General features: G+C 70.8%; 14 protein-coding genes. 6 read left to right on the top strand and 8 right to left on the bottom strand.

The window, feature by feature from the left end; translation table 11 throughout:
- Nucleotides 1-16: 16 nt before the first annotated feature.
- From LH076_RS01720 to LH076_RS01710, 3 genes are all read right to left on the bottom strand, one after another.
- The gene (locus tag LH076_RS01720; RefSeq protein WP_227782259.1) at nucleotides 17-1,303 is read right to left on the bottom strand and encodes an HNH endonuclease signature motif containing protein; all 1,287 of its coding nucleotides are present in this window, start codon (nucleotides 1,301-1,303) and stop codon (nucleotides 17-19) included.
- A gap of 210 nt (nucleotides 1,304-1,513) precedes the next feature.
- A complete protein-coding gene (locus LH076_RS01715) occupies nucleotides 1,514-2,251 on the bottom strand; it encodes a tyrosine-protein phosphatase (RefSeq protein WP_227782258.1) in 738 nt (245 codons plus the stop codon).
- Nucleotides 2,252-2,316: 65 nt separating this feature from the next.
- Nucleotides 2,317-3,669, bottom strand: coding sequence for an aminotransferase class III-fold pyridoxal phosphate-dependent enzyme (locus LH076_RS01710; protein ID WP_227782256.1), 1,353 nt, complete (start codon nucleotides 3,667-3,669; stop codon nucleotides 2,317-2,319).
- 418 nt (nucleotides 3,670-4,087) lie between these two features.
- Between LH076_RS01710 and LH076_RS01705 the strand changes: the two genes are divergently transcribed.
- Nucleotides 4,088-6,433, top strand: a complete 2,346-nt coding sequence (locus LH076_RS01705; RefSeq protein ID WP_227782255.1) for a hypothetical protein — start codon at nucleotides 4,088-4,090, stop codon at nucleotides 6,431-6,433.
- A gap of 28 nt (nucleotides 6,434-6,461) precedes the next feature.
- On the opposite strand, the gene LH076_RS01700 is transcribed toward LH076_RS01705, so the two are convergent.
- Nucleotides 6,462-7,889, bottom strand: coding sequence for an NAD(P)/FAD-dependent oxidoreductase (locus tag LH076_RS01700; RefSeq protein WP_227782254.1), 1,428 nt, complete (start codon nucleotides 7,887-7,889; stop codon nucleotides 6,462-6,464).
- A gap of 213 nt (nucleotides 7,890-8,102) precedes the next feature.
- Here LH076_RS01700 and LH076_RS01695 point away from each other — a divergent pair, with 213 nt between their 5' ends.
- The 3 genes from LH076_RS01695 to crcB are packed head-to-tail and all read left to right on the top strand — an operon-like array spanning nucleotide 8,103 to nucleotide 9,370.
- Nucleotides 8,103-8,546: an ATP-binding protein gene (locus tag LH076_RS01695; protein WP_227782253.1), complete on the top strand. Its 444-nt coding sequence runs from the start codon at nucleotides 8,103-8,105 to the stop codon at nucleotides 8,544-8,546.
- Entirely contained in the window at nucleotides 8,547-9,005 is a 459-nt protein-coding gene (locus tag LH076_RS01690) for a fluoride efflux transporter FluC (protein WP_227782251.1), read from the top strand.
- Nucleotides 9,002-9,370 carry a fluoride efflux transporter CrcB gene (gene crcB, locus LH076_RS01685; RefSeq protein WP_227782250.1) on the top strand — a complete coding sequence of 123 codons (369 nt, stop codon included), beginning with the start codon at nucleotides 9,002-9,004 and terminating at the stop codon, nucleotides 9,368-9,370. The genes LH076_RS01690 and crcB overlap by 4 nt, the downstream gene beginning before the upstream one ends.
- Nucleotides 9,371-9,388: 18 nt before the next feature.
- On the opposite strand, the gene LH076_RS01680 is transcribed toward crcB, so the two are convergent.
- From LH076_RS01680 to LH076_RS01665, 4 genes are read right to left on the bottom strand one after another with little or no spacing between them, the layout of a single operon-like run.
- Complete coding sequence (locus LH076_RS01680; RefSeq protein WP_227782249.1) at nucleotides 9,389-10,213, bottom strand: DUF1295 domain-containing protein; 825 nt, start codon at nucleotides 10,211-10,213, stop codon at nucleotides 9,389-9,391.
- Nucleotides 10,210-11,457, bottom strand: coding sequence for an SAM-dependent methyltransferase (locus tag LH076_RS01675; protein ID WP_227782248.1), 1,248 nt, complete (start codon nucleotides 11,455-11,457; stop codon nucleotides 10,210-10,212). The genes LH076_RS01680 and LH076_RS01675 overlap by 4 nt, the downstream gene beginning before the upstream one ends.
- The gene (locus LH076_RS01670) at nucleotides 11,454-12,740 is read right to left on the bottom strand and encodes an SAM-dependent methyltransferase (protein WP_227782246.1); all 1,287 of its coding nucleotides are present in this window, start codon (nucleotides 12,738-12,740) and stop codon (nucleotides 11,454-11,456) included. Before LH076_RS01670 ends, LH076_RS01675 begins: the two co-directional genes overlap by 4 nt.
- Nucleotides 12,737-14,800, bottom strand: a complete 2,064-nt coding sequence (locus LH076_RS01665) for an FAD-dependent oxidoreductase (RefSeq protein ID WP_227782245.1) — start codon at nucleotides 14,798-14,800, stop codon at nucleotides 12,737-12,739. Before LH076_RS01665 ends, LH076_RS01670 begins: the two co-directional genes overlap by 4 nt.
- A gap of 93 nt (nucleotides 14,801-14,893) precedes the next feature.
- On the opposite strand from LH076_RS01665, the gene LH076_RS01660 reads away from it, so the two are divergent.
- Together LH076_RS01660 and LH076_RS01655 are read left to right on the top strand one after the other, a co-directional pair.
- Nucleotides 14,894-16,423, top strand: a complete 1,530-nt coding sequence (locus tag LH076_RS01660) for a molybdopterin-dependent oxidoreductase (protein WP_227782243.1) — start codon at nucleotides 14,894-14,896, stop codon at nucleotides 16,421-16,423.
- 101 nt (nucleotides 16,424-16,524) lie between these two features.
- On the top strand, nucleotides 16,525-17,157 hold the full coding sequence (locus LH076_RS01655) for a fasciclin domain-containing protein (RefSeq protein ID WP_227782241.1): 633 nt from the start codon (nucleotides 16,525-16,527) through the stop codon (nucleotides 17,155-17,157).
- The last annotated feature ends 13 nt before the right edge of the window (nucleotides 17,158-17,170 follow it).

Genomic DNA, 17,170 nt, shown 5'->3' with positions numbered 1-17,170 from the left:
GGTGGAGCACTGGCTCCTACGTCCTGCGGTAGAACCGGATGGTGCCGTCGGGGAGGCGCTCGTACGTGTAGTCGGGTGAGTGGATCCTGCGGTGGCCGGGTTTGCAGAGCAGGACCAGGTCCTTCAGGTCGGTCTTCCCGCCTTGGGACCAAGGGTTGAGGTGGTGGACCTCGGTCATGGCGGCCGGCACGTCGCAGCCTTCCTCGCTGCAGGTCGCCCGGAGCAGCATGAGCGCCTTCTTCTGAGCCTTCGACGCGAAGCGTGCCGTGCAGCCCAGATCAAGGACCTGGCCCTTGCCGTCGAGGACGGCGGGGATGATCCCGGCCTCACAGGCGAGGCGGCGGGCTTCGTGGGCGGTGATCCGTTCGACGCCGTTGGGGCCGAGGACGGTGGCGGCGGCGAGGTCGCGACGCAGGTCGGCCAGCGGGATGGTGACGATGAGTTCGGTGCCGGTGGTGCCGTGTTGCGGCATCGAGTTCGGGTCGATGTTCTCTAGCAGCTCGCAGAACGCGTGGCCGAGCTTCTTGTTGTTCGGCAGCTTCCACCACACCCTCTCACCCGCCTCATCGCCGGCCGCGTCCGCGAGTGCCTGCTTGTCGGCGGGGTCGTGCCGGGGGCTGGTGAAGGCGTGCAGCAGGTGGGCGAGGCGGGTGGCGGTGAGGTCGGGGACGACGATGGTGATCTTGGTGGTGCCGTCGTGCTTCTTCGCGAAGTTGAGCCGGGTCTTCTGGAACGCTGACTTCTCCTCCGCGGCGAGCTTCTTGGCTTCGCGGGCCTCGGTCCCGTCGGGGTCGATCACGTCCAACACCTGACGGGCCAGGACCCGGAGTTGGTTGGGGTTCCACCGCGACGCTTCGTCGACGAGGTGCGCCTCGGCGCGGGGGATCAACTCAGCCGCAGTGTCGTCCGGGAGGGCGTTCAGGGCGCGGGCGATGATCTCGGCCTGCTCGCGGTTCACCACCCCGGCACGCATCCCCGCCGCGACAGCGGGCCATGCTTCCAACGCTTCAGCAAGCCGTTTCTGGGCCTTCGCTTCCCGCGGCCCGAGGTGGGTCTCGTGCGCCAGCCACGCTGCGCTGTCATGTTTCCCGGCGTCGTCGGCGACCTGGGTCGCGGATGCCATGACGCGTGCCTGCAGTTCGGTGAGTTGGTTGTGCGCGGCGACCAGCTGCCGCAGGGCCTCTGCCTGAGCGGCGGGCGCCATGAACAGAGGATTCACGTCGGCCACATCGTTCAACGCGTCCCGGATCGCGTAGGCGGCACCGACGATCGGATGGGTCGGTTCGACGTACTGCACGACCATCGGGCACCTCCTTCGCAACACGGCAAACGGACCAGACCCCTGCCGAACAGCAGGTGGTCTCTCAACGTTCGCCGGCTCGAATGAGCGAAGGTGGATGTTCCTCGGCTGACCGATCGCTTCGACCCTGTGGACTGGGCCTCCTTCACGACCGGATACTCCGATCCTACTCCCGAGCGCCGACAAAACCAAGGAGGAAAGCGGAGAATCGCCTTATATTGCTGGGCTCCGACGATCGACGGGCGCCACGCCAGTCAGCCCGCCTCGCCACGTCCTGATGGCCTCGTGCTCCTCGTGAGTCAGCAAAGACAGCACCGGCGTCGGGTCGAGCTGAGCAACCGCCTCACGGAATGCACCTTCAGTGGTGGTGCCGTGGCGCTGGCAGATCTGCTCGCACGTGGCCTCTGCGTCGGGTCGACCTTGGGCGGCGGCAAGCGCGGCCCCGTTGCGAACGGATTCCATGTAGTCCTCGATGATGGCGTCCCGCTCGGCGCCCACGATCGCCAGCAGGAGCAGAGCGATGATGCCGGTGCGGTCGCGTCCACCGGCGCAGTGGAAGAGGACTCCACCTTCGGGGGCTTGCGCGAGGGCACTCAGCGCAGCGGCCGACCGCTCCGGGAGGTGCTCGAGGTGAGGGAGGAAGTAGAGCGCTGTTCCGACGAGCCCGTTGTCCCGGTAGTCCGCCCAGAAGGACGGGTTGTCGTCGAGACCATCGTGGTCGACGTACCGCACGGTCATCCATTCGGGTGATTCATATGGACGGGCATCACGCTCGACGGGTTGGCGGAGGTCCACGACCGTACGGATCCCGAGAGCATGGAGCTGTTGCCAACCGGCAGGGGTGACGGTGTGCAGGCTCTCCGATCGGAAGAAGACGCCGTGCGGCGTTCGGCCACCAACGACCAACGGAAGCCCACCGAGGTCGCGCGCGTTCTGGAGACCCTCGACCACCAAGTCTCGTCCTGCGCTGTCAACTTTCACGCCCAAGAAGCTACACAGCCGGACGAACCCGCTCCTCAGCCGCAGACGGCCGACAGCACCGTCCGGATCCCGCCGACCAACTCGTCGAACTCCGCGGTGTCGGCGACGAGCGGCGGACAGATGCCGAGGATCGCGCCGGTGGGCGTCGGGGTGACGCGGAGCATGATGCCGGCGTCGGAGAGGCCGTTCTCGATCTCCTTCGCGAGCAGGGCTCCGTCGGACACCGTGCCGGGCTTGAGCTCGATCGCGTAGAAGAAGCCCATGCCGCGTACGTCGCCGACGCAGTCGAGGTCGTACAACGACTCCAGCGCCGCGCGCAGCTCCGGCTCCTTCGCCAGCACGTGCTCGTTGAGCCGGAGCCGCTCCATGATCTCGAGGTTCTTCAGCGCGATCGCGCTCATCACCGGGTGGGCACCGAAGGTGTTGCCGTGCTTGAAGAGCGACGGTGCCTCGGTGAACGGTTCATAGACGCGGTCGCTCACCAGCACGGCGCCGATCACCGCGTGCGCCGACGAGAGCGCCTTGGCGGAGGTGAGGATGTCCGGTCGCAGGCCGATGCGCTGGGAGCCGAACCAGGTGCCGAGCCGGCCGTAGCCGGTGATGGTCTCATCGGCGACCAGCAGGATGCCGTACTTGTCCGCGAGCGCGCGCAGCCCCTCGGCGTAGCCCGCCGGCGGCGTCAACATGCCGCCGGCGTTCTGCACCGGCTCGACGATGATCATCGCGACGGTGCTCGGGCCCTCCTGCAGGATCCGCGCCTCCATGTCCTCGAGCAGGAAGGCGGCGTGCTCGGCCTCGGTCTCGCCCTCAGGACGCCCGTAGGCCTTGGTGTTGCGCACGTGCAGCGCGCCGGGCACGAGCGGCTCGAACGGTTCGCGATAGGCGGCGATGCCGTTGAGGCTGATCGCGCCGAGGGACACACCGTGGTACGCCGTCTCCCGCGCGATCGCCTTCCAGCGGTTCTCGCCCTTGAGCTTGAAGTACTGCCGCGCGATCTTCCAGCAGGTCTCCACACCCTCGCCGCCCGAGGGCGTGAACATCACGTGCGGCAGGTCGAGGTCACCGGCGAGCTCCGCAACTCGCGCCGAGAGCTCGATCGCCCGCGGATGGGTCGAGGCCCAGTTGGCGTGATAGCCCAGCGTGCGCAGCTGCTCGGCCGCCACCTCGGCGAACTCGTCGCCGTAGGAGTAGCCGACGTTGACGCAGAAGAGGTTCGACAGCGCGTCGAGGAAGCGGTTGCCGTCGCTGTCGTAGAGGTGACACCCCTCGCCGCGCACGATGACCCGCAGCTGCTCGGCCGCCCCGTCCGTCATGTCGCCGAAGTGCCGCCAGTTGTGGGCCGCGGAGGCCTCACGGAGCTTGGCGGTGTCGCTGAGGGGTTCGATCACGGACGTCATAGGGATGCGCTCCTGGCATGGGGCTGGCGGAGACCGGCGTGGGACGGCGTGGCAAGGTGCCGAATCGTTACGCCGTTGACCGTACGGCGACGCGTCAGCGTCCCGGAAGGCACGCAACCGAGGCGTAACCAGAAGCTCACACCCCGAGCGGTTTCAAGCCCGTGAGCCCCGAGCCGGTTACTGCTGCAGGAGGCTCAGCACGACCTGAGATGCCTTGGTGCCTGGGAGGGCATCGACTGGATCCTCCATGATCTCCGTCCAGACTGACGCCCGAAGATCGGCTCCGCCGCCGTCGATATGAGCGATCAGCGCCCTGAGCGGCATTTCCGGCACTACGGTGGCTGTTGCTGTAACCCGTCCCCCACCGGGTCGTTGAGTCGCTGATCACGGAAGTTTTCGGAAGGACGTCATGACTGAATCAGCCGATGGGCTTCTCGACCAGTGGCTGAACCGTCGCGGCACCCCCGCGTCGGACGCTGCTGAGTCGCCTGACGCGCTTTCTGACGTGACCGACGACGCGCCTGAGCCCGCCGACGACGCCGCTCCCGAGCCCGTGTCCGTCTCCGTGCCTGAGCCCGCCGACGAGCCGGCCCCTGAGCAGCCTGCCGAGCCCGAGGTGCCGGCCGATCCGTTCGGCACCTTCGCCGGGATCACCGACGAGCTCTCCCGCCTCGCGGGCGAGGGCACCCCGGCGCCCGCGGGTGCGGCGGAATCCGACGGACCCGCCTGGTCGGTGGCCGACTCCACACTCTTCGACCCCACCGAGACAGACGCGCCCCGGCCCAGCTACGACACCACAGCTGCGGTCATGGCCGCCTTCGCCGCCCTGGACAACCCGCCGGCAGAACCCGACCCGCAGCCGGAGCCGGAGCCGACCGAATCGGGCGAAGCGGGCGAGGTCGAGGAGCCTGCTCTCCCGACCAGCGAGACGGCCGGCACCGACGCCCTCCCCGCCGAGGAGTACGCCGACACCGAGCTCAGCGCGCACGACCTCACCGTCCCGTCGGGCGAGGTCGATGAGCCCGTCGCGACGATCGAGCCCGCAGTGGAGCCGGAGACGGAGCCGGCCGTCGAGCCGACACCTGAGCCGGTGGTGGAGCCCGAACCGACCCCGGCCACCCCGGCCGCTCCCGAGCCCGTCGTCGAGCCGGCACCGGAGCCCGTCGTCGAGCCCGCGCCTGAGCCGGAGAGCAAGCCCGTCCCCGAGCCGGACGTCCAGCCGGAGCCCGAGCCGCTCCCGGCGACTGAGCCCGACCCCGCACCGAACTCCACCCCGGAGCCCGCGGCGGAGCCTGCTCCTGAGCCGCTGCCCTCGACCGAACCCGAGCCCCAGCCGGAGCCGGACTCTCAGCCCGAACCGGTGCAGCCCCAGGTCGAGGCGCCCGCCGCCCCGACGGAGATGTCGGTCGAGGAGATCCTCGCCTCGCTCAACGTGCCCGGCCTCTCGGACTCGACCGCTGCGCTGCTCGCCTCACTCACGGCGCCGACGCCGACGCCGACGCCGCCAGCGCCTGCGGCATCCCCAGCTTTCCAGCAGTCCGAGCTGTCGCCGGTCCCCCCGGCCCTTCCCGACGACGAGCAGGTTGCGGACGCGCTCGAGGAGCACGCCGAGGACCCGCTCCTGGCTCCTGCCGAGGTCGAGGCGGCCGTGGCACCCGAGACCGCGGACGAGCTCGACGAAGCGCCCGAAGGCGACATGGCCGACACCGTCCCCGGCGGGGCCGACGAGCCCGAGGTGTCGGAGGAGGTGGACGCCGAGCCGGCGCCCGAGAAGCCACACGTCGAGGAGACCGGCGACGCGGTCCTCGCGGCCCCGGCCGCCCACAAGAAGAAACGGCGCTTCTGGGGCCGCCACGCGGCCGAGTCGGAGCCCCCGCCGGCCGCTGACTCGACGACCGCCGAGGACACCGCGATCGCACCCGAGCCCCAACCGGAGCTCCAGCCCGTGGCCCTGGAAGAGGAGCCCGCCGTCCCGCCGGCACCGCCCACCGACCCCGAGCAGCCCGACGTGCCGACCGACGTCGGACCCGAAGGGCCGGAGCAACTCGAGGAGCCGGAGCAACTCGAGGAGCCGGAGCAACCCGAGGAGCCCGCGCAGATTGCCGTCGCCGCCGAGGAGGAGACCGCCGAACCTGAGGAGGCCGACGAGCCCGAGCGGGCTCCGCTCGACCTCAGCGAGCGCGCCAAGACCCTCATCCAGGCCAGCGCGCCGGCGTACCACGACCGCCGCTCCCCCGCCGAGATCGCCAGCTCGCTGGGCGCCCTACCGGATCCGGCCGCCGAGCGCCCGGCGCTGCGACCTGTCCCCGACGCGGCGACGCCGGACACGCCCTACGAGTTCACGTTCGAGCAGCGTCGCAAGGCCAACGGCATCCTCGCCCTCGGGCTCGCGATCGGGCTGCTCGTCACGATCGCCTGCTGCTGGTGGGCCTTCTCCAGCCGCAGCCTCATCGCGATCGGTATCGCGGCCGTCGTCGGTGTCGGAACCGCCATCGTGTGGGCCGCCCGCGTGGGCGACTCCACCGCCAGACTCATGATGACGGGCAGCCGCCTCACGATCGAGCGCGCCGGCACCCGCACGCAGTTCGACCTCGCCGACACCCACACCGCGGTGACCGTCCACGGCACGCCGGAGGACGCCGACTGGCAGGTCACCTTCCCGCGGCGCGGGATGTCAGCGGTCGTGATCGACGGCTCGGACGTCGACCCGGCGGAGTTCATGCGCGTGCTCCGCCAGCACCGCCCCGGCACCTAGTCGCGGCACCGACGGGCGGCGCCGCCACTCAGTCGTTCGAGCGCCGCGACGCCGCCGACTGCGTCTCGAGCTGGACCTCGACGGCTGCACCCTTCTCGACACTGCCGCCCAACGGGATCGGCTGGTCCGAGACGAGCGCGCGGTGTCCGCCCTCGAGTCGCTGGAGAGCGGTGCGCGCAAAGACCTGCTGCAGGGTCGTCGTACGCTCCGAGCGGTCGCGGCCGAGGAACGAGATGACCCAGCGGAACGCCGTGGTGAGGCGGTTCTTGAAGCCGGTGATGTAGATGATGTGCACAGCCAGCCACATCAGCCACGCGATGAAGCCGGTGAGCTGGACCTTGCCGATGAGCGCGACCGCGCGGAAGCGGCTGATCGTCGCCATCGAGCCCTTGTCGAAGTAGTGGAACGGCTTCAGTGCGGGCTTGCTGGTGAGGCGGTGCTTGATCGTCTTCGCTGCGTACTTGCCGCCCTGCATCGCGACCTGCGCGACACCGGGCAGGTGGTTGAGATTGATCATGTCGCCGACCACGAAGACCTCCGGGTGGCCCGGGAGCGTGAGGTCGGGGTTGACCGCGATCCGGCCGGCGCGGTCGAGCTCGGCGCCGGTCTGGGCCGAGAGCGTCTTGCCGAGCTCGGAGGCCTGGACGCCGGCGGCCCAGATCTTGGTGATCGTGTCGACCCGCTGCGTGGAGCCGTCCTTGAACTTCATCTCGAGGCCGAACTCGTCGACGTTGGTGACGAGCGCGCCGAGCACGACCTCGACGCCGAGCTTCTCGAGCGCCGTCTTCGTCTTGGCGCCGAGCTTGGGGCCGAAGGGCGGCAGCACCTGGTCGGCGCCGTCGACGAGGATGACCCGGGCGTGCTCGGTCGCGATGTGTGAGAAGTCGCGCTTGAGCGTACGTCGGGCGAGCTCGGCCAACTGACCGGCCAGCTCGACACCCGTCGGCCCGGCACCGACGACCACGAAGGTCAGCAGCGAGTCGAAGGGCTCACCGCGGGAGGCGGCGAGCTCGGCGAGCTCGAAGGCACCGAAGATCCGGCCGCGCAGCTCGAGGGCGTCGTCGATCGACTTCATGCCCGGCGCGAACTCGGCGAAGTGGTCGTTGCCGAAGTAGGACTGACCGGCGCCCGCGGCGACGATCAGCGAGTCGTAGGGCACCGTCGTCGTGCTGTTGAGCAGCTCGGAGGTGACGGTGCGGTTCGTCAGGTCGATGTCGGTCACCTCGCCGAGCAGCACACTGGCGTTCTTCTGCCGGTGCAGGATCTCGCGCGTGGGCGGAGCGATCTCGCCCTGCGACAGGATGCCCGTCGCCACCTGGTAGAGCAGCGGCTGGAAGAGGTGATGGGTCGTCTTGCCGATCACGGTCACGTCGACGTCCGCCCGCTTGAGTCCCTTCGCTGCGAAGAGACCGCCGAACCCGGACCCGACCACCACGACCTTGTGACGCTCTGCCATCTGACTCACCTTTCGAAAGCTTGTGAATTCATTCATTAGAACGATCCACGCCCCATTCTTATTGCCGGAACGGCACGGTGACTACCCGGCCCCCCGTCTGTATGGTCACATTCACTCATCACGTTGGCTGAGGGGATGGGACGCCCCTCAGTGGGCAACGTCCCCTGCAGTGAGTGAGACAAACCCTCGGACACCTGCCGTAAGGAGGCTCGTATGCCGTTCATGCGACCTGCCCTGACGGTGGGTCCGGGCGCCCATGCGGCCCCGGACGCACGGCACTGGGTCGTCGCCGCGCTCAAGGAGGTCGGGCGTGAGGACCTCGTCGAGTCGGCCGAACTGGCGATCTCCGAACTGGTCGGCAACGCCTTCCTGCACGGGTCGGACCCCATCACCATCTCGATGCGGGGCGACGCCAGCCGGCCGCGGATCGAGGTCCACGACGGCTCGACCGCGGTGCCTGAGCTCCCGCGACCCTTCATGATCGACCACCTCTCGGTCGGCGGCCGAGGGCTGGCCCTGGTCGCCCGCGCCTCGCTGGCCTGGGGCGTGACGCTGGACGACGAGGGCAAGCTCGTCTGGTTCGAGCCCGCACCCGACCTCACCGAAGGTGAGGGGGCGGAGGCGGAGCTCGCGGACCTGCGGAAGTCGGCAGACTGAATGAGTCTGCCGCTCGATCCCGACGTCAGTGTCACCCCGAGGCCGTACCCCCACCCGTGGAGCCTGATCCGGGCGAACGCCGATCTGCTGCCCGTCATCGCGCTCGGCGGCGCGCTCGGCTCCTTGGGTCGTTGGGGCCTCGCGGAGGCGCTGCCGCATGATCCCGAGGACTTCGCGTGGGCCACGTGGCTGGCCAACATCGCCGGTGCCTTCCTTCTCGGACTGCTCATGGCCTTCGTGCTGGAGCGCTGGTCCCACCACCGCTACACCCGCCCCTTCCTGGGCGTCGGCGTCCTCGGCGGCTTCACGACGTTCTCCACCTGGATGCTCGACACGCGTGCGGAGCTCGTCTCCCGTCCCCTCATCGCCCTGTCGTACGTCGTCGCCACCCTCCTCTGCGGCCTCGTGGCCGTGACCGCGGGGCTGGCCCTCGGGCGTCGCCTGGCGGCGCCACGATGACCGCGCTGCTCGTCGTGGCCGGCGCCGTCGTCGGTGCACCGGCCCGATACGTCACCGACCTGCTCGTCCAGTCCCGGCACGACTCGAAGGTGCCGTGGGGAACCTTCACGGTCAACGTGGTGGGCTCGTTCGTGCTCGGCGTGGTCGCCGCACTGGTCGCCGGTGGACACGGGGGAACGTGGGCCCAGGCCCTGCTCGGCACCGGCTTCTGCGGCGCGCTGACGACCTTCTCGACGTTCTCCTTCGAGACGCTCCGCCTCATCGAGGACGGTCGCGCACGCACCGCCGTCCTCAACGTCGTCCTGTCGCTCGTCGCCGGCTTCGGCGCAGTCTGCCTCGGCTGGTGGCTCGGCTCCCTCGCCTGAGCGCCGCCTTCCGACCGGTCAGTGAGTCGGACGTGGGGGCAGTGGCACGAAGATCGAGGTGCGGGCGGCGTACGCCTCCCAGCCGGGACGCCCACGCATCCGGCGCTCGGCCAGGCGCACACCGGAGACGGCGGTGAGGAACCACGTCATCACGAGCGGCCCGACCAGGCCGATGACCGCTCCCGGCCCTCCGGTGCTCGCAGCGCCGGCCAGCCAGATCCCCCACCACACGGCGGCATCGCCGAAGTAGTTCGGGTGCCGCGACCATGACCAGATGCCGGTGGTGAGGAGCGGTGGGCGGTCCGACCTGCGCTTGAAGGCCGCCAGCTGCCGGTCGGCGACTGCCTCGCAGCCGAGCCCGATCGCCCAGACAAGAACGCCGACAGCGACGCACCACCAGGTCCCTCCGGCGGCGGTTCCGGCCCGGACTGCGACGAGGACCGGCAGCGCCACCACGAGCACGACCACGCCCTGGAGCACGAAGACCTTGAGCACGACGGCGCGGAACGGGACCTCCACGAGCGTGCCGCCGAGCATCTCCTCATAGCGGGGGTCGTCGTGCGTCTCGGCCGCGATACGGCGGCCCAGGTGGATGGCGAGTCGCAGCCCCCAGACCGCGACCATCGCGACGACGAGCCACCGCAGCCCGGGCATCCCCCCGTGATGCCCGAACCACGGCAGCCCTGCGACGGTGGCCGACGCGAGCGCGAGGGCGACGAAGGAACACCCCCACGCCGCGTCGACCACCGCGACCCGGCCCAGGCGCCGGGCCGTCACCGCCGCCACGGCCATCACCCCGATGACAGCTGCTGCGGCGGCGAGCACTGTGACGGTGAGGCTCACGCCCGCACCCACGGCAGATCGTGCGAGCCGCCCGGCCGTACCGCGAGGATCTGGTCGACACCCATCCGACCGTCGCGGAAAGCCGCCGAACCACCGACGAGGTAGAGCCGCCAGACCCGCAGCATCTCCTCCCCGACGAGCTCCCGGAGGCGGTCCTCGTGGGCCTCGAACCGCTCGATCCAGCCGGCGACGGTCAGCACGTAGTGCTCACGCAGGGCGTGGACGTCACGGACCTCCAGGCCGGCACGCTCGAGCAGGTCCACCGTCTGGCCGACGGGACGCATGTGCATGTCGGGTGCGATGAAGGACTCGATGAACGCTCCTCCGCCCGGCCGCTCGGTGCGGGACATCTGCTGCACGAGCACCCGCCCACCCGGGCGCACCCGGTCCTGGAGTACCCGGGCGAACGTCGGGTAGTTCTCCTGGCCGACGTGCTCGCCCATCTCGATGGAGCTCACGGCGTCGAAGGTGCCCTCGACGTCGCGGTAGTCGCAGAGCCGGGCCTCGGCGCGGTCGGCGAGACCCGCGCGTGCGATCCGCTCGGCGACGTACCGCTGCTGCTCGGCGGCGATCGTCACGCCGAGGACCCTCGCGCCGAAGTGCTGGGCGGCGTGCACCGTGAGCGACCCCCAGCCGCAGCCGATGTCGAGCAGGGTGCTGTCCGGGCCGAGCCCGAGCTTGGTGCAGACCAGGTCCAGCTTGGCCCGTTGCGCGTCGGCCACGGGCGTCTCGGGCGTGGCGTGGTAGCCGCAGGAGTAGGCCATCGACTCGTCGAGGATCAGCTCGTAGAACTCGGCGGGCACGTCGTAGTGATGGCTGATCGCGGCACGGTCACGGGCGAGCGAGTGCAGGCGCCCGCGCACCTGGGCCTGGGTGGCAGGTGGGGCCGGTGGCCGGCCGACGAGGCCCAGCTCCAACGCCGCCCTTCCCGCCCGTACGACGGCCCGTGCCTGCTCCGCGCGGGTCGGCGCGGCCTTCCGGGCGGCCTCCATCACGAGCGCCAGCGTGGCGTCGAGCTCGGCGGTCGTCCCGGGCAGGTCCGCCTCGCCGGTCACATAGGCCTGTGCCGCGCCGAGCTCACCCGGGTGCCAGATGAGCCGGCGCAGCGCCTCCGGCGAACGGAGCTCCACCAGGGGCGCCTCCAGCGGCCCGGCCTCGGAGCCGTCCCAAGCGCGTAGGCGGACGGGGAGCTCGCCGACCAGCGGCGTGATGATCTCGGCGAGACGGTCCGCGACGCGGGTCATCGCAGTCCCTCGCGGGAGAGGACGAGCTGGTGCACGTCGATGTAGTCGGCGTCGAAGCCGGCGCCGCAGTAGGAGAGGTAGAAGTGCCACATCCGTCGGAACGTCTCGTCGAAGCCGAGTGCGGCGACCGCGTCCTCGTGGTCGACGAAGCTGGCGTCCCACTGCCGCAGGGTCTCCGCGTAGTGGTGGCCGAGCGCGGCATTGACCCGCATCACGAGGCCTGACGTGCCGGCCGCATCGCCGAGCGCCTCGAGCGAGGGCAGGAAACCGCCGGGGAAGATGTATCTGGTGATCCAGGTGTCGGTGTCCCGGCTGGCGAGCATCCGCTCATGGGGCATCGTGATCGCCTGGATCGTGGCCCGTCCGCCCGGTGCGAGAATCCGGGCGATGGTGGCGAAGTACTCGTCCCAGTGGCGCCAGCCGACGGCCTCGATCATCTCGACGGAGACGACGGCGTCGTACAGGCCGTCGACCTCGCGGTAGTCGAGCAGGTCGACGGTGACCCGGTCGAGGAGTCCGGCCGCCGCGATCCGCGTCCGGGCGAGCTCCTGCTGCTCGACGGAGAGGGTGAGGCTCCGCACCGTCGCGCCGCGTCGGGCGGCGCGCAGTGCGAGCTCACCCCAACCGGTGCCGATCTCGAGCAGCCGGGTGCCGTCTCCCACGCCGGCCGCATCGAGGAGGGCGTCGATCTTGCGGTGCTGCGCCGCCTGGAGGTCGTCACCGACGATCGGCTCTCCCTCGCGGTCGGTGCGGAACCAGCCGGACGAGTAGGTCATCGTCGGGTCGAGGAACTGCTCGAAGAGGCCGTTGGAGAGGTCGTAGTGCCGGGCGACGTTGTCACGCGTGTCTGTCGCCCCGCCACGCTGGTGGCGGCCGATCCGCGGCGCGACCAGGCGGCGGAGCCGGTGCACCAGCGGCGGCATCAGGGCGTCCATCCGGCTGGCGGGGACGTGGAGGAACGCCTGCAGGTCCTCGGCCTCCCAGGCACCGGCCATGTACGCCTCACCGAACCCGATGTTGGCATCGCGGCCGATCCGGGCGAAGAGCTCGTCGGGACGGAGGACGTCCATCGTCGGCCCACCCCGACCCAGCGTGCGTACGCCGCCCGGCTCGTGCAGCCGCACGGTGACGGGCATGCGGGAGAAGGCCCACACGAAGAACCTGCGGGCGAGCGCTGCTCCCAGCGACGTACGAGGCCCGGACGGCGGCAGGGCGAGGTCCGGCCAGCGGTGGAGATCCGGGCGACTCGAGGTCGCTCGGCTGGAGTGGGCGAGGAGCGTCATGACACACCTTCCTGGTGGTGGATCGGACGGGGGTGGACGGGAAGTCGGCGTGCCCACAGGGCGAGGCCGTGGGCGCGGATGAGCAGGGCGTCACGGGCACCGACCAGCGCGGCCCTGCGGCCATGGCCACGGACCGGCTCACCGCGCAGTGAGGCGCTGAACCGTGCGCCGTCGGCGGTGACGAGATCGATCGCGAGGTCGAGGCGCCCGCCCGGCTGCGGCTCGGGGGCCAGCACGCGGTAACGCCCGTCGACGCCGTGGAACGGCGAGACGTACATCGCCTTGGAGACGGTCTCGGAGCCCGGAGGCAGGAGATAGGCGTGCCGGTCGCCGTACGTGTTGTGCACCTCGACGACGGTGGCCAGCGGCTCCCTCGCCTCGTCCCGGCACCAGAAGACGCTGATCGGGTTGAAGCAGTGGCCCCACGCCCTCGGATGGGCGGCGACCGTGACCCGGCCACGACCGAGCTGCAGACCCTCGGAGGCGAGGAAGGCGGTGAGGTTCTCGCGCACACTGCGGCCCGGGTCGCCGAGGTGGTCGCGGGCCTCGATCGCCCCGGTGAACCACGAGCGCACCCGGTTGAGCTGGCCGGCCGGGTAGCTCGTGCCGGCGGCGTCCAGATCGGTGACCCAGAGCAGCGACCGGTGCTGGAAACGTCGCCGCCACGGCTCGCGACGCTGGTGCGTGATGCGGGTGGCGTAGACGGTCGGCGCGCGATGCGCGGGCGACTCCCGCCGGTCGATGCCGAGACGCGCGGCCGCGGCCGCGCCGGAGCGGGCGCCGTCCTCGTGGAAGCCCCACCCGTGATAGGCGCCGGCGAAGACCACCCGGTCGCTGCCGATCTCGGCCAGGCGGCTCTGGGCGGCCACGGACGTCGGCGTGTAGAGCGGGTGCTCGTAGTCCATCCCCGCGATGACGCTGGCCGGGTCGATCAGGTCCGAGCCGCCGAGGGTGACCAGGTAGCGCGTCTCGGTGTCGAGTCGCTGGAGGCGGGTGAGGTCGTAGGTGACCGTGACGTGGCCGGTGCTCGTCGCACGGCGGCGGAAGTTCCACGAGCCCCATGTGGCGCGCTCCGCGGGCAGGAGGCGGGTATCGGTGTGGAGCACCGCCGTGTTGGGCGAGTACTCGATCGCACTGAGGACCTCCTTCTGCTCGGGCGTCGCGGCGGCGAGCATGGCCAGGGCTTGGTGGGGATGCGTGGCGATGACGACGGCGTCGTACCGGTCGCGCAGCTCAGTGCCGTCAGCCCGGCTGGCGGCCACCACGGTGACGCTGTCGTCCTCCTCGAGCACGGAGCGCACCGGCGTCCCGGTGAGGATCCGTCCGCCGTGGGCCTCCAGGTGCGCGGCGATGCGGTCGACGTAGCTGCGGGAGCCGCCGGTCACGGTGCGCCAGGTCGGGCTGCCCGAGACCGACAGCATCTGGTGGTGGGCCAGGAAGCGGAAGAGGTAGAGCGCCGGGTACTGACCGGCGAGCTCGGGGTCGCACGACCAGACCGCGGCGACCAGCGGCTCGATGAAGTGGCTGCGCAGCCGCTCGCTGAAGCCGTGCTGGTCGAGGAAGTCCGTCAGGGTGGTGAGGTCGCCTGGCCCATCGACGCTGCCCTCGTCCTCGCCCTCCCGGGCGAGCAGTGCGCGGGCGGCGCGGTGGAAGCGCGGGATCTCGGCCAGCATGGCGAGATGGCGCCGGTCCGTCAGCCGCGCCCAATTCGGCAGCACACCACGGACGCCGCGCGCTCCGGCCCATTCGACGCCGGTGGTCTCGTCGGCAATCGACATCGACATCTCCGAGGGCTGCGTGGGCACGCCCAGGTCCTCGAAGACGCGGATCAGGGTGGGGTAGGTCAACCGGTTGTGGACGATGAAGCCGGTGTCGATGGCGAGCGTGCACGGGCCCCGGGGCGTCTCCTCGACGACCTCGTGGGTGTCGGCGTGGCCACCGAGGCGGTCGTCGGCCTCGAAGAGCGTCACCTCGGCGCCGGCCGCGCAGTGCTGGGCGGCGACGAGGCCGGACACGCCTGATCCGATCACGGCGATACGCCGCGGTCGTGGGGACTGCATCGTGAGGCCTCCATCGGGGTGGGTGGGCGGTCGATCAGAGGGGATTCGGAGCTGCCACCGATCCGGATTGGTGGTCGGCTCCGAACCTGAGCCATGAAGAAGCTCATGGCCGTCCTGGCCGGCCTGGTCTCCGCCGCACTCGGTATCGCCGTCGGCCATCTCGCGGCGGCCTTCGGCACACCCTCCGCCTCGCCCGTACTCGCGGTCGGCTCGGCCGTCATCGACCGCACCCCGACGCCGGTGAAGGAGTGGGCCATCGCCCACTTCGGCACGCACGACAAGGTGATCCTCGTCGGCTCGGTGCTGCTCGTCGTGCTGGCCGCGGCCGGCGGGATCGGCCTTCTCGCCGGGCTCCGGCGGTTCGTCCTCGCGGGCCTGGGTCTCGCGGCCCTTACCGCATTCGCCGCCGCAGCGGCGCTGAGCCGTCCGACCGCGAACGTGACCGACGCCGTCCCGAGCCTGGTCACCGGCGTGGTGGCCACGCTCGCGCTCGTCGGGCTGACCCGCGTGCTCGCCTCACGACCGGCTCGCGTCGACGGCACGGAGGGTGGCCGCGGTCCGGGTCGGCGTACGGTCGTCGCCGTGGGTGCCCTGGCCGGCACCGCCGTCGCTGCCGTCGGCGTCGGCGGGACCGCACGCTGGCTGGTCGCCCGCCGCACCCGCGCCGAGCAGATCACCCTGCCGGCTCCGGCGGATCCCGCACCGCCGTTGCCGGCAGGGCTCGACCGCACCGTGCCGGGCATCACGGCGTTCCGCACCCCGAACGCGCGGTTCTACCGCGTCGACACGCGTCTCGACACACCGGTCGTCGACTCGAGCACATGGCGGCTGCGGATCGACGGCGACGTCGATCGCACGGTCGAGCTCAGCTTCGACGACCTGCTGGCGATGCCGCTGATCGAGCGCGACATCACGCTGACCTGCGTCTCCAACAGCGTCGGCGGCCCCTACACGGGCGCCGCCCGCTGGCTCGGCGTGCGCCTGACCGACCTCCTCGACCAGGCCGGCGTCGGCCCGCACGCCGACCAGATCCTCAGCACCGACGTCGGCGGCATGACGATCAGCACGCCGCTGGAGGCCGCGACCGACGGACGCGACGCGATGATCGCCGTCGGCATGAACGGTGAGCAGCTGCCCCGCGCCCACGGCTTCCCGGCCCGGCTGATCGTGCCCGGCCTCTACGGCTTCATCGGCGCCACCAAGTGGATCACGCGCATGACCCTGACGACGTACGCCGACCACACCGCCTACTGGACGGACCGGAAGTGGGCCACGGACGCGCCCATCAAGCCGTCGAGCCGGATCGACACGCCACGCCCGCTCGCCAGCCTCAAGGCCGGTGATGTCGTCATCGGCGGTGTCGCCTGGGCGCAGGAGCGCGACGGTGTGGAGGCGGTCGAGGTCCGGATCGACGGTGGTCCGTGGCAACGGGCCACCCTCGGCCCGAGCGGCGGCGAGGACTACTGGCGACAGTGGTTCACCCGCTGGGACGCGACGCCGGGCGACCACACCCTGGCCTGCCGCGTGCTCTCCGGCGACGGCGCGACGCAGACGCCCGTCCGCGCCAACCCGTTCCCCGACGGCGCGAGCGGAATCCAGAGCATCAGCGTCAGCGTCGCCTGATTCCCAGAAAAATAAGGTGATTCGTCCAATCCGATCGCCGAGCAGCGCCGAACACCTCCTGACAGACGGCACCAGCCGCTCACTCCCCGGAAGGACCTCCCATGAAGACGCAGACCCTCCTCCGCCGTACCGGCGTTGCCGCCTCCGCCGGCCTCCTCCTCGCCGGCCTCGCCGCCTGTGGCAGCAGCGACGACTCCGCCTCCTCCGACACCTCCCCGATGGCGTCGAGCTCCTCGGCCACCACGACCAAGGCTGCCGGGGCAGGCGACCAGACCTTCGGCCCCGGCTGCTCGGCGATCCCGACGTCCGGCGCCGGTTCGTTCGACGGGATGGTCAAGGACCCGGTCGCGACCGCGGCCAGCAACAACCCGCTGCTCTCCACCCTCGTCACCGCCGTCACGAAGGCCGGCCTCGTCGACACGCTCAACGGTGCCGACGGCCTCACCGTCTTCGCGCCCACCAACGACGCGTTCTCGAAGATCCCGAAGGCCACCCTCGACAAGGTGTTGGCCGACAAGGCCACGCTGACCGCGATCCTCACGCACCACGTGGTCGCCGGCCAGCTCGACCCGATGAACATCGCCGGTACCCAGACCACGCTCAACAAGGACAAGGTCACCGTCTCCGGTGACACGTCGGGCATGACGGTCGACGGTGCCAACGTCGTCTGTGGCAACATCCCGACGGCGAACGCCACCGTGTACGTCATCGACACGGTCCTCATGCCCAAGTGACCTGAGCGAGCTG

This window comes from Nocardioides sp. Kera G14 (assembly GCF_020715565.1).
In the GTDB taxonomy this organism is placed as follows: domain Bacteria; phylum Actinomycetota; class Actinomycetes; order Propionibacteriales; family Nocardioidaceae; genus Nocardioides.
Note: the sequence above shows the minus strand (reverse complement) of the source record. Positions and strands in the feature narration are given on the sequence as shown.

What these genes read in the sequence shown, in the direction of transcription:
- crcB (WP_227782250.1), top strand. Translation starts at nt 9,002, where the DNA reads ATGACCGCGCTGCTCGTCGTGGCCGGCGCCGTCGTCGGTGCACCGGCC.
- LH076_RS01660 (WP_227782243.1), top strand. Translation starts at nt 14,894, where the DNA reads ATGAAGAAGCTCATGGCCGTCCTGGCCGGCCTGGTCTCCGCCGCACTC.
- LH076_RS01705 (WP_227782255.1), top strand. Translation starts at nt 4,088, where the DNA reads ATGACTGAATCAGCCGATGGGCTTCTCGACCAGTGGCTGAACCGTCGC.
- LH076_RS01665 (WP_227782245.1), bottom strand. Translation starts at nt 14,800, where the DNA reads ATGCAGTCCCCACGACCGCGGCGTATCGCCGTGATCGGATCAGGCGTG.
- LH076_RS01700 (WP_227782254.1), bottom strand. Translation starts at nt 7,889, where the DNA reads ATGGCAGAGCGTCACAAGGTCGTGGTGGTCGGGTCCGGGTTCGGCGGT.
- LH076_RS01675 (WP_227782248.1), bottom strand. Translation starts at nt 11,457, where the DNA reads ATGACCCGCGTCGCGGACCGTCTCGCCGAGATCATCACGCCGCTGGTC.
- LH076_RS01655 (WP_227782241.1), top strand. Translation starts at nt 16,525, where the DNA reads ATGAAGACGCAGACCCTCCTCCGCCGTACCGGCGTTGCCGCCTCCGCC.
- LH076_RS01720 (WP_227782259.1), bottom strand. Translation starts at nt 1,303, where the DNA reads ATGGTCGTGCAGTACGTCGAACCGACCCATCCGATCGTCGGTGCCGCC.
- LH076_RS01670 (WP_227782246.1), bottom strand. Translation starts at nt 12,740, where the DNA reads ATGACGCTCCTCGCCCACTCCAGCCGAGCGACCTCGAGTCGCCCGGAT.
- LH076_RS01690 (WP_227782251.1), top strand. Translation starts at nt 8,547, where the DNA reads ATGAGTCTGCCGCTCGATCCCGACGTCAGTGTCACCCCGAGGCCGTAC.
- LH076_RS01695 (WP_227782253.1), top strand. Translation starts at nt 8,103, where the DNA reads ATGCCGTTCATGCGACCTGCCCTGACGGTGGGTCCGGGCGCCCATGCG.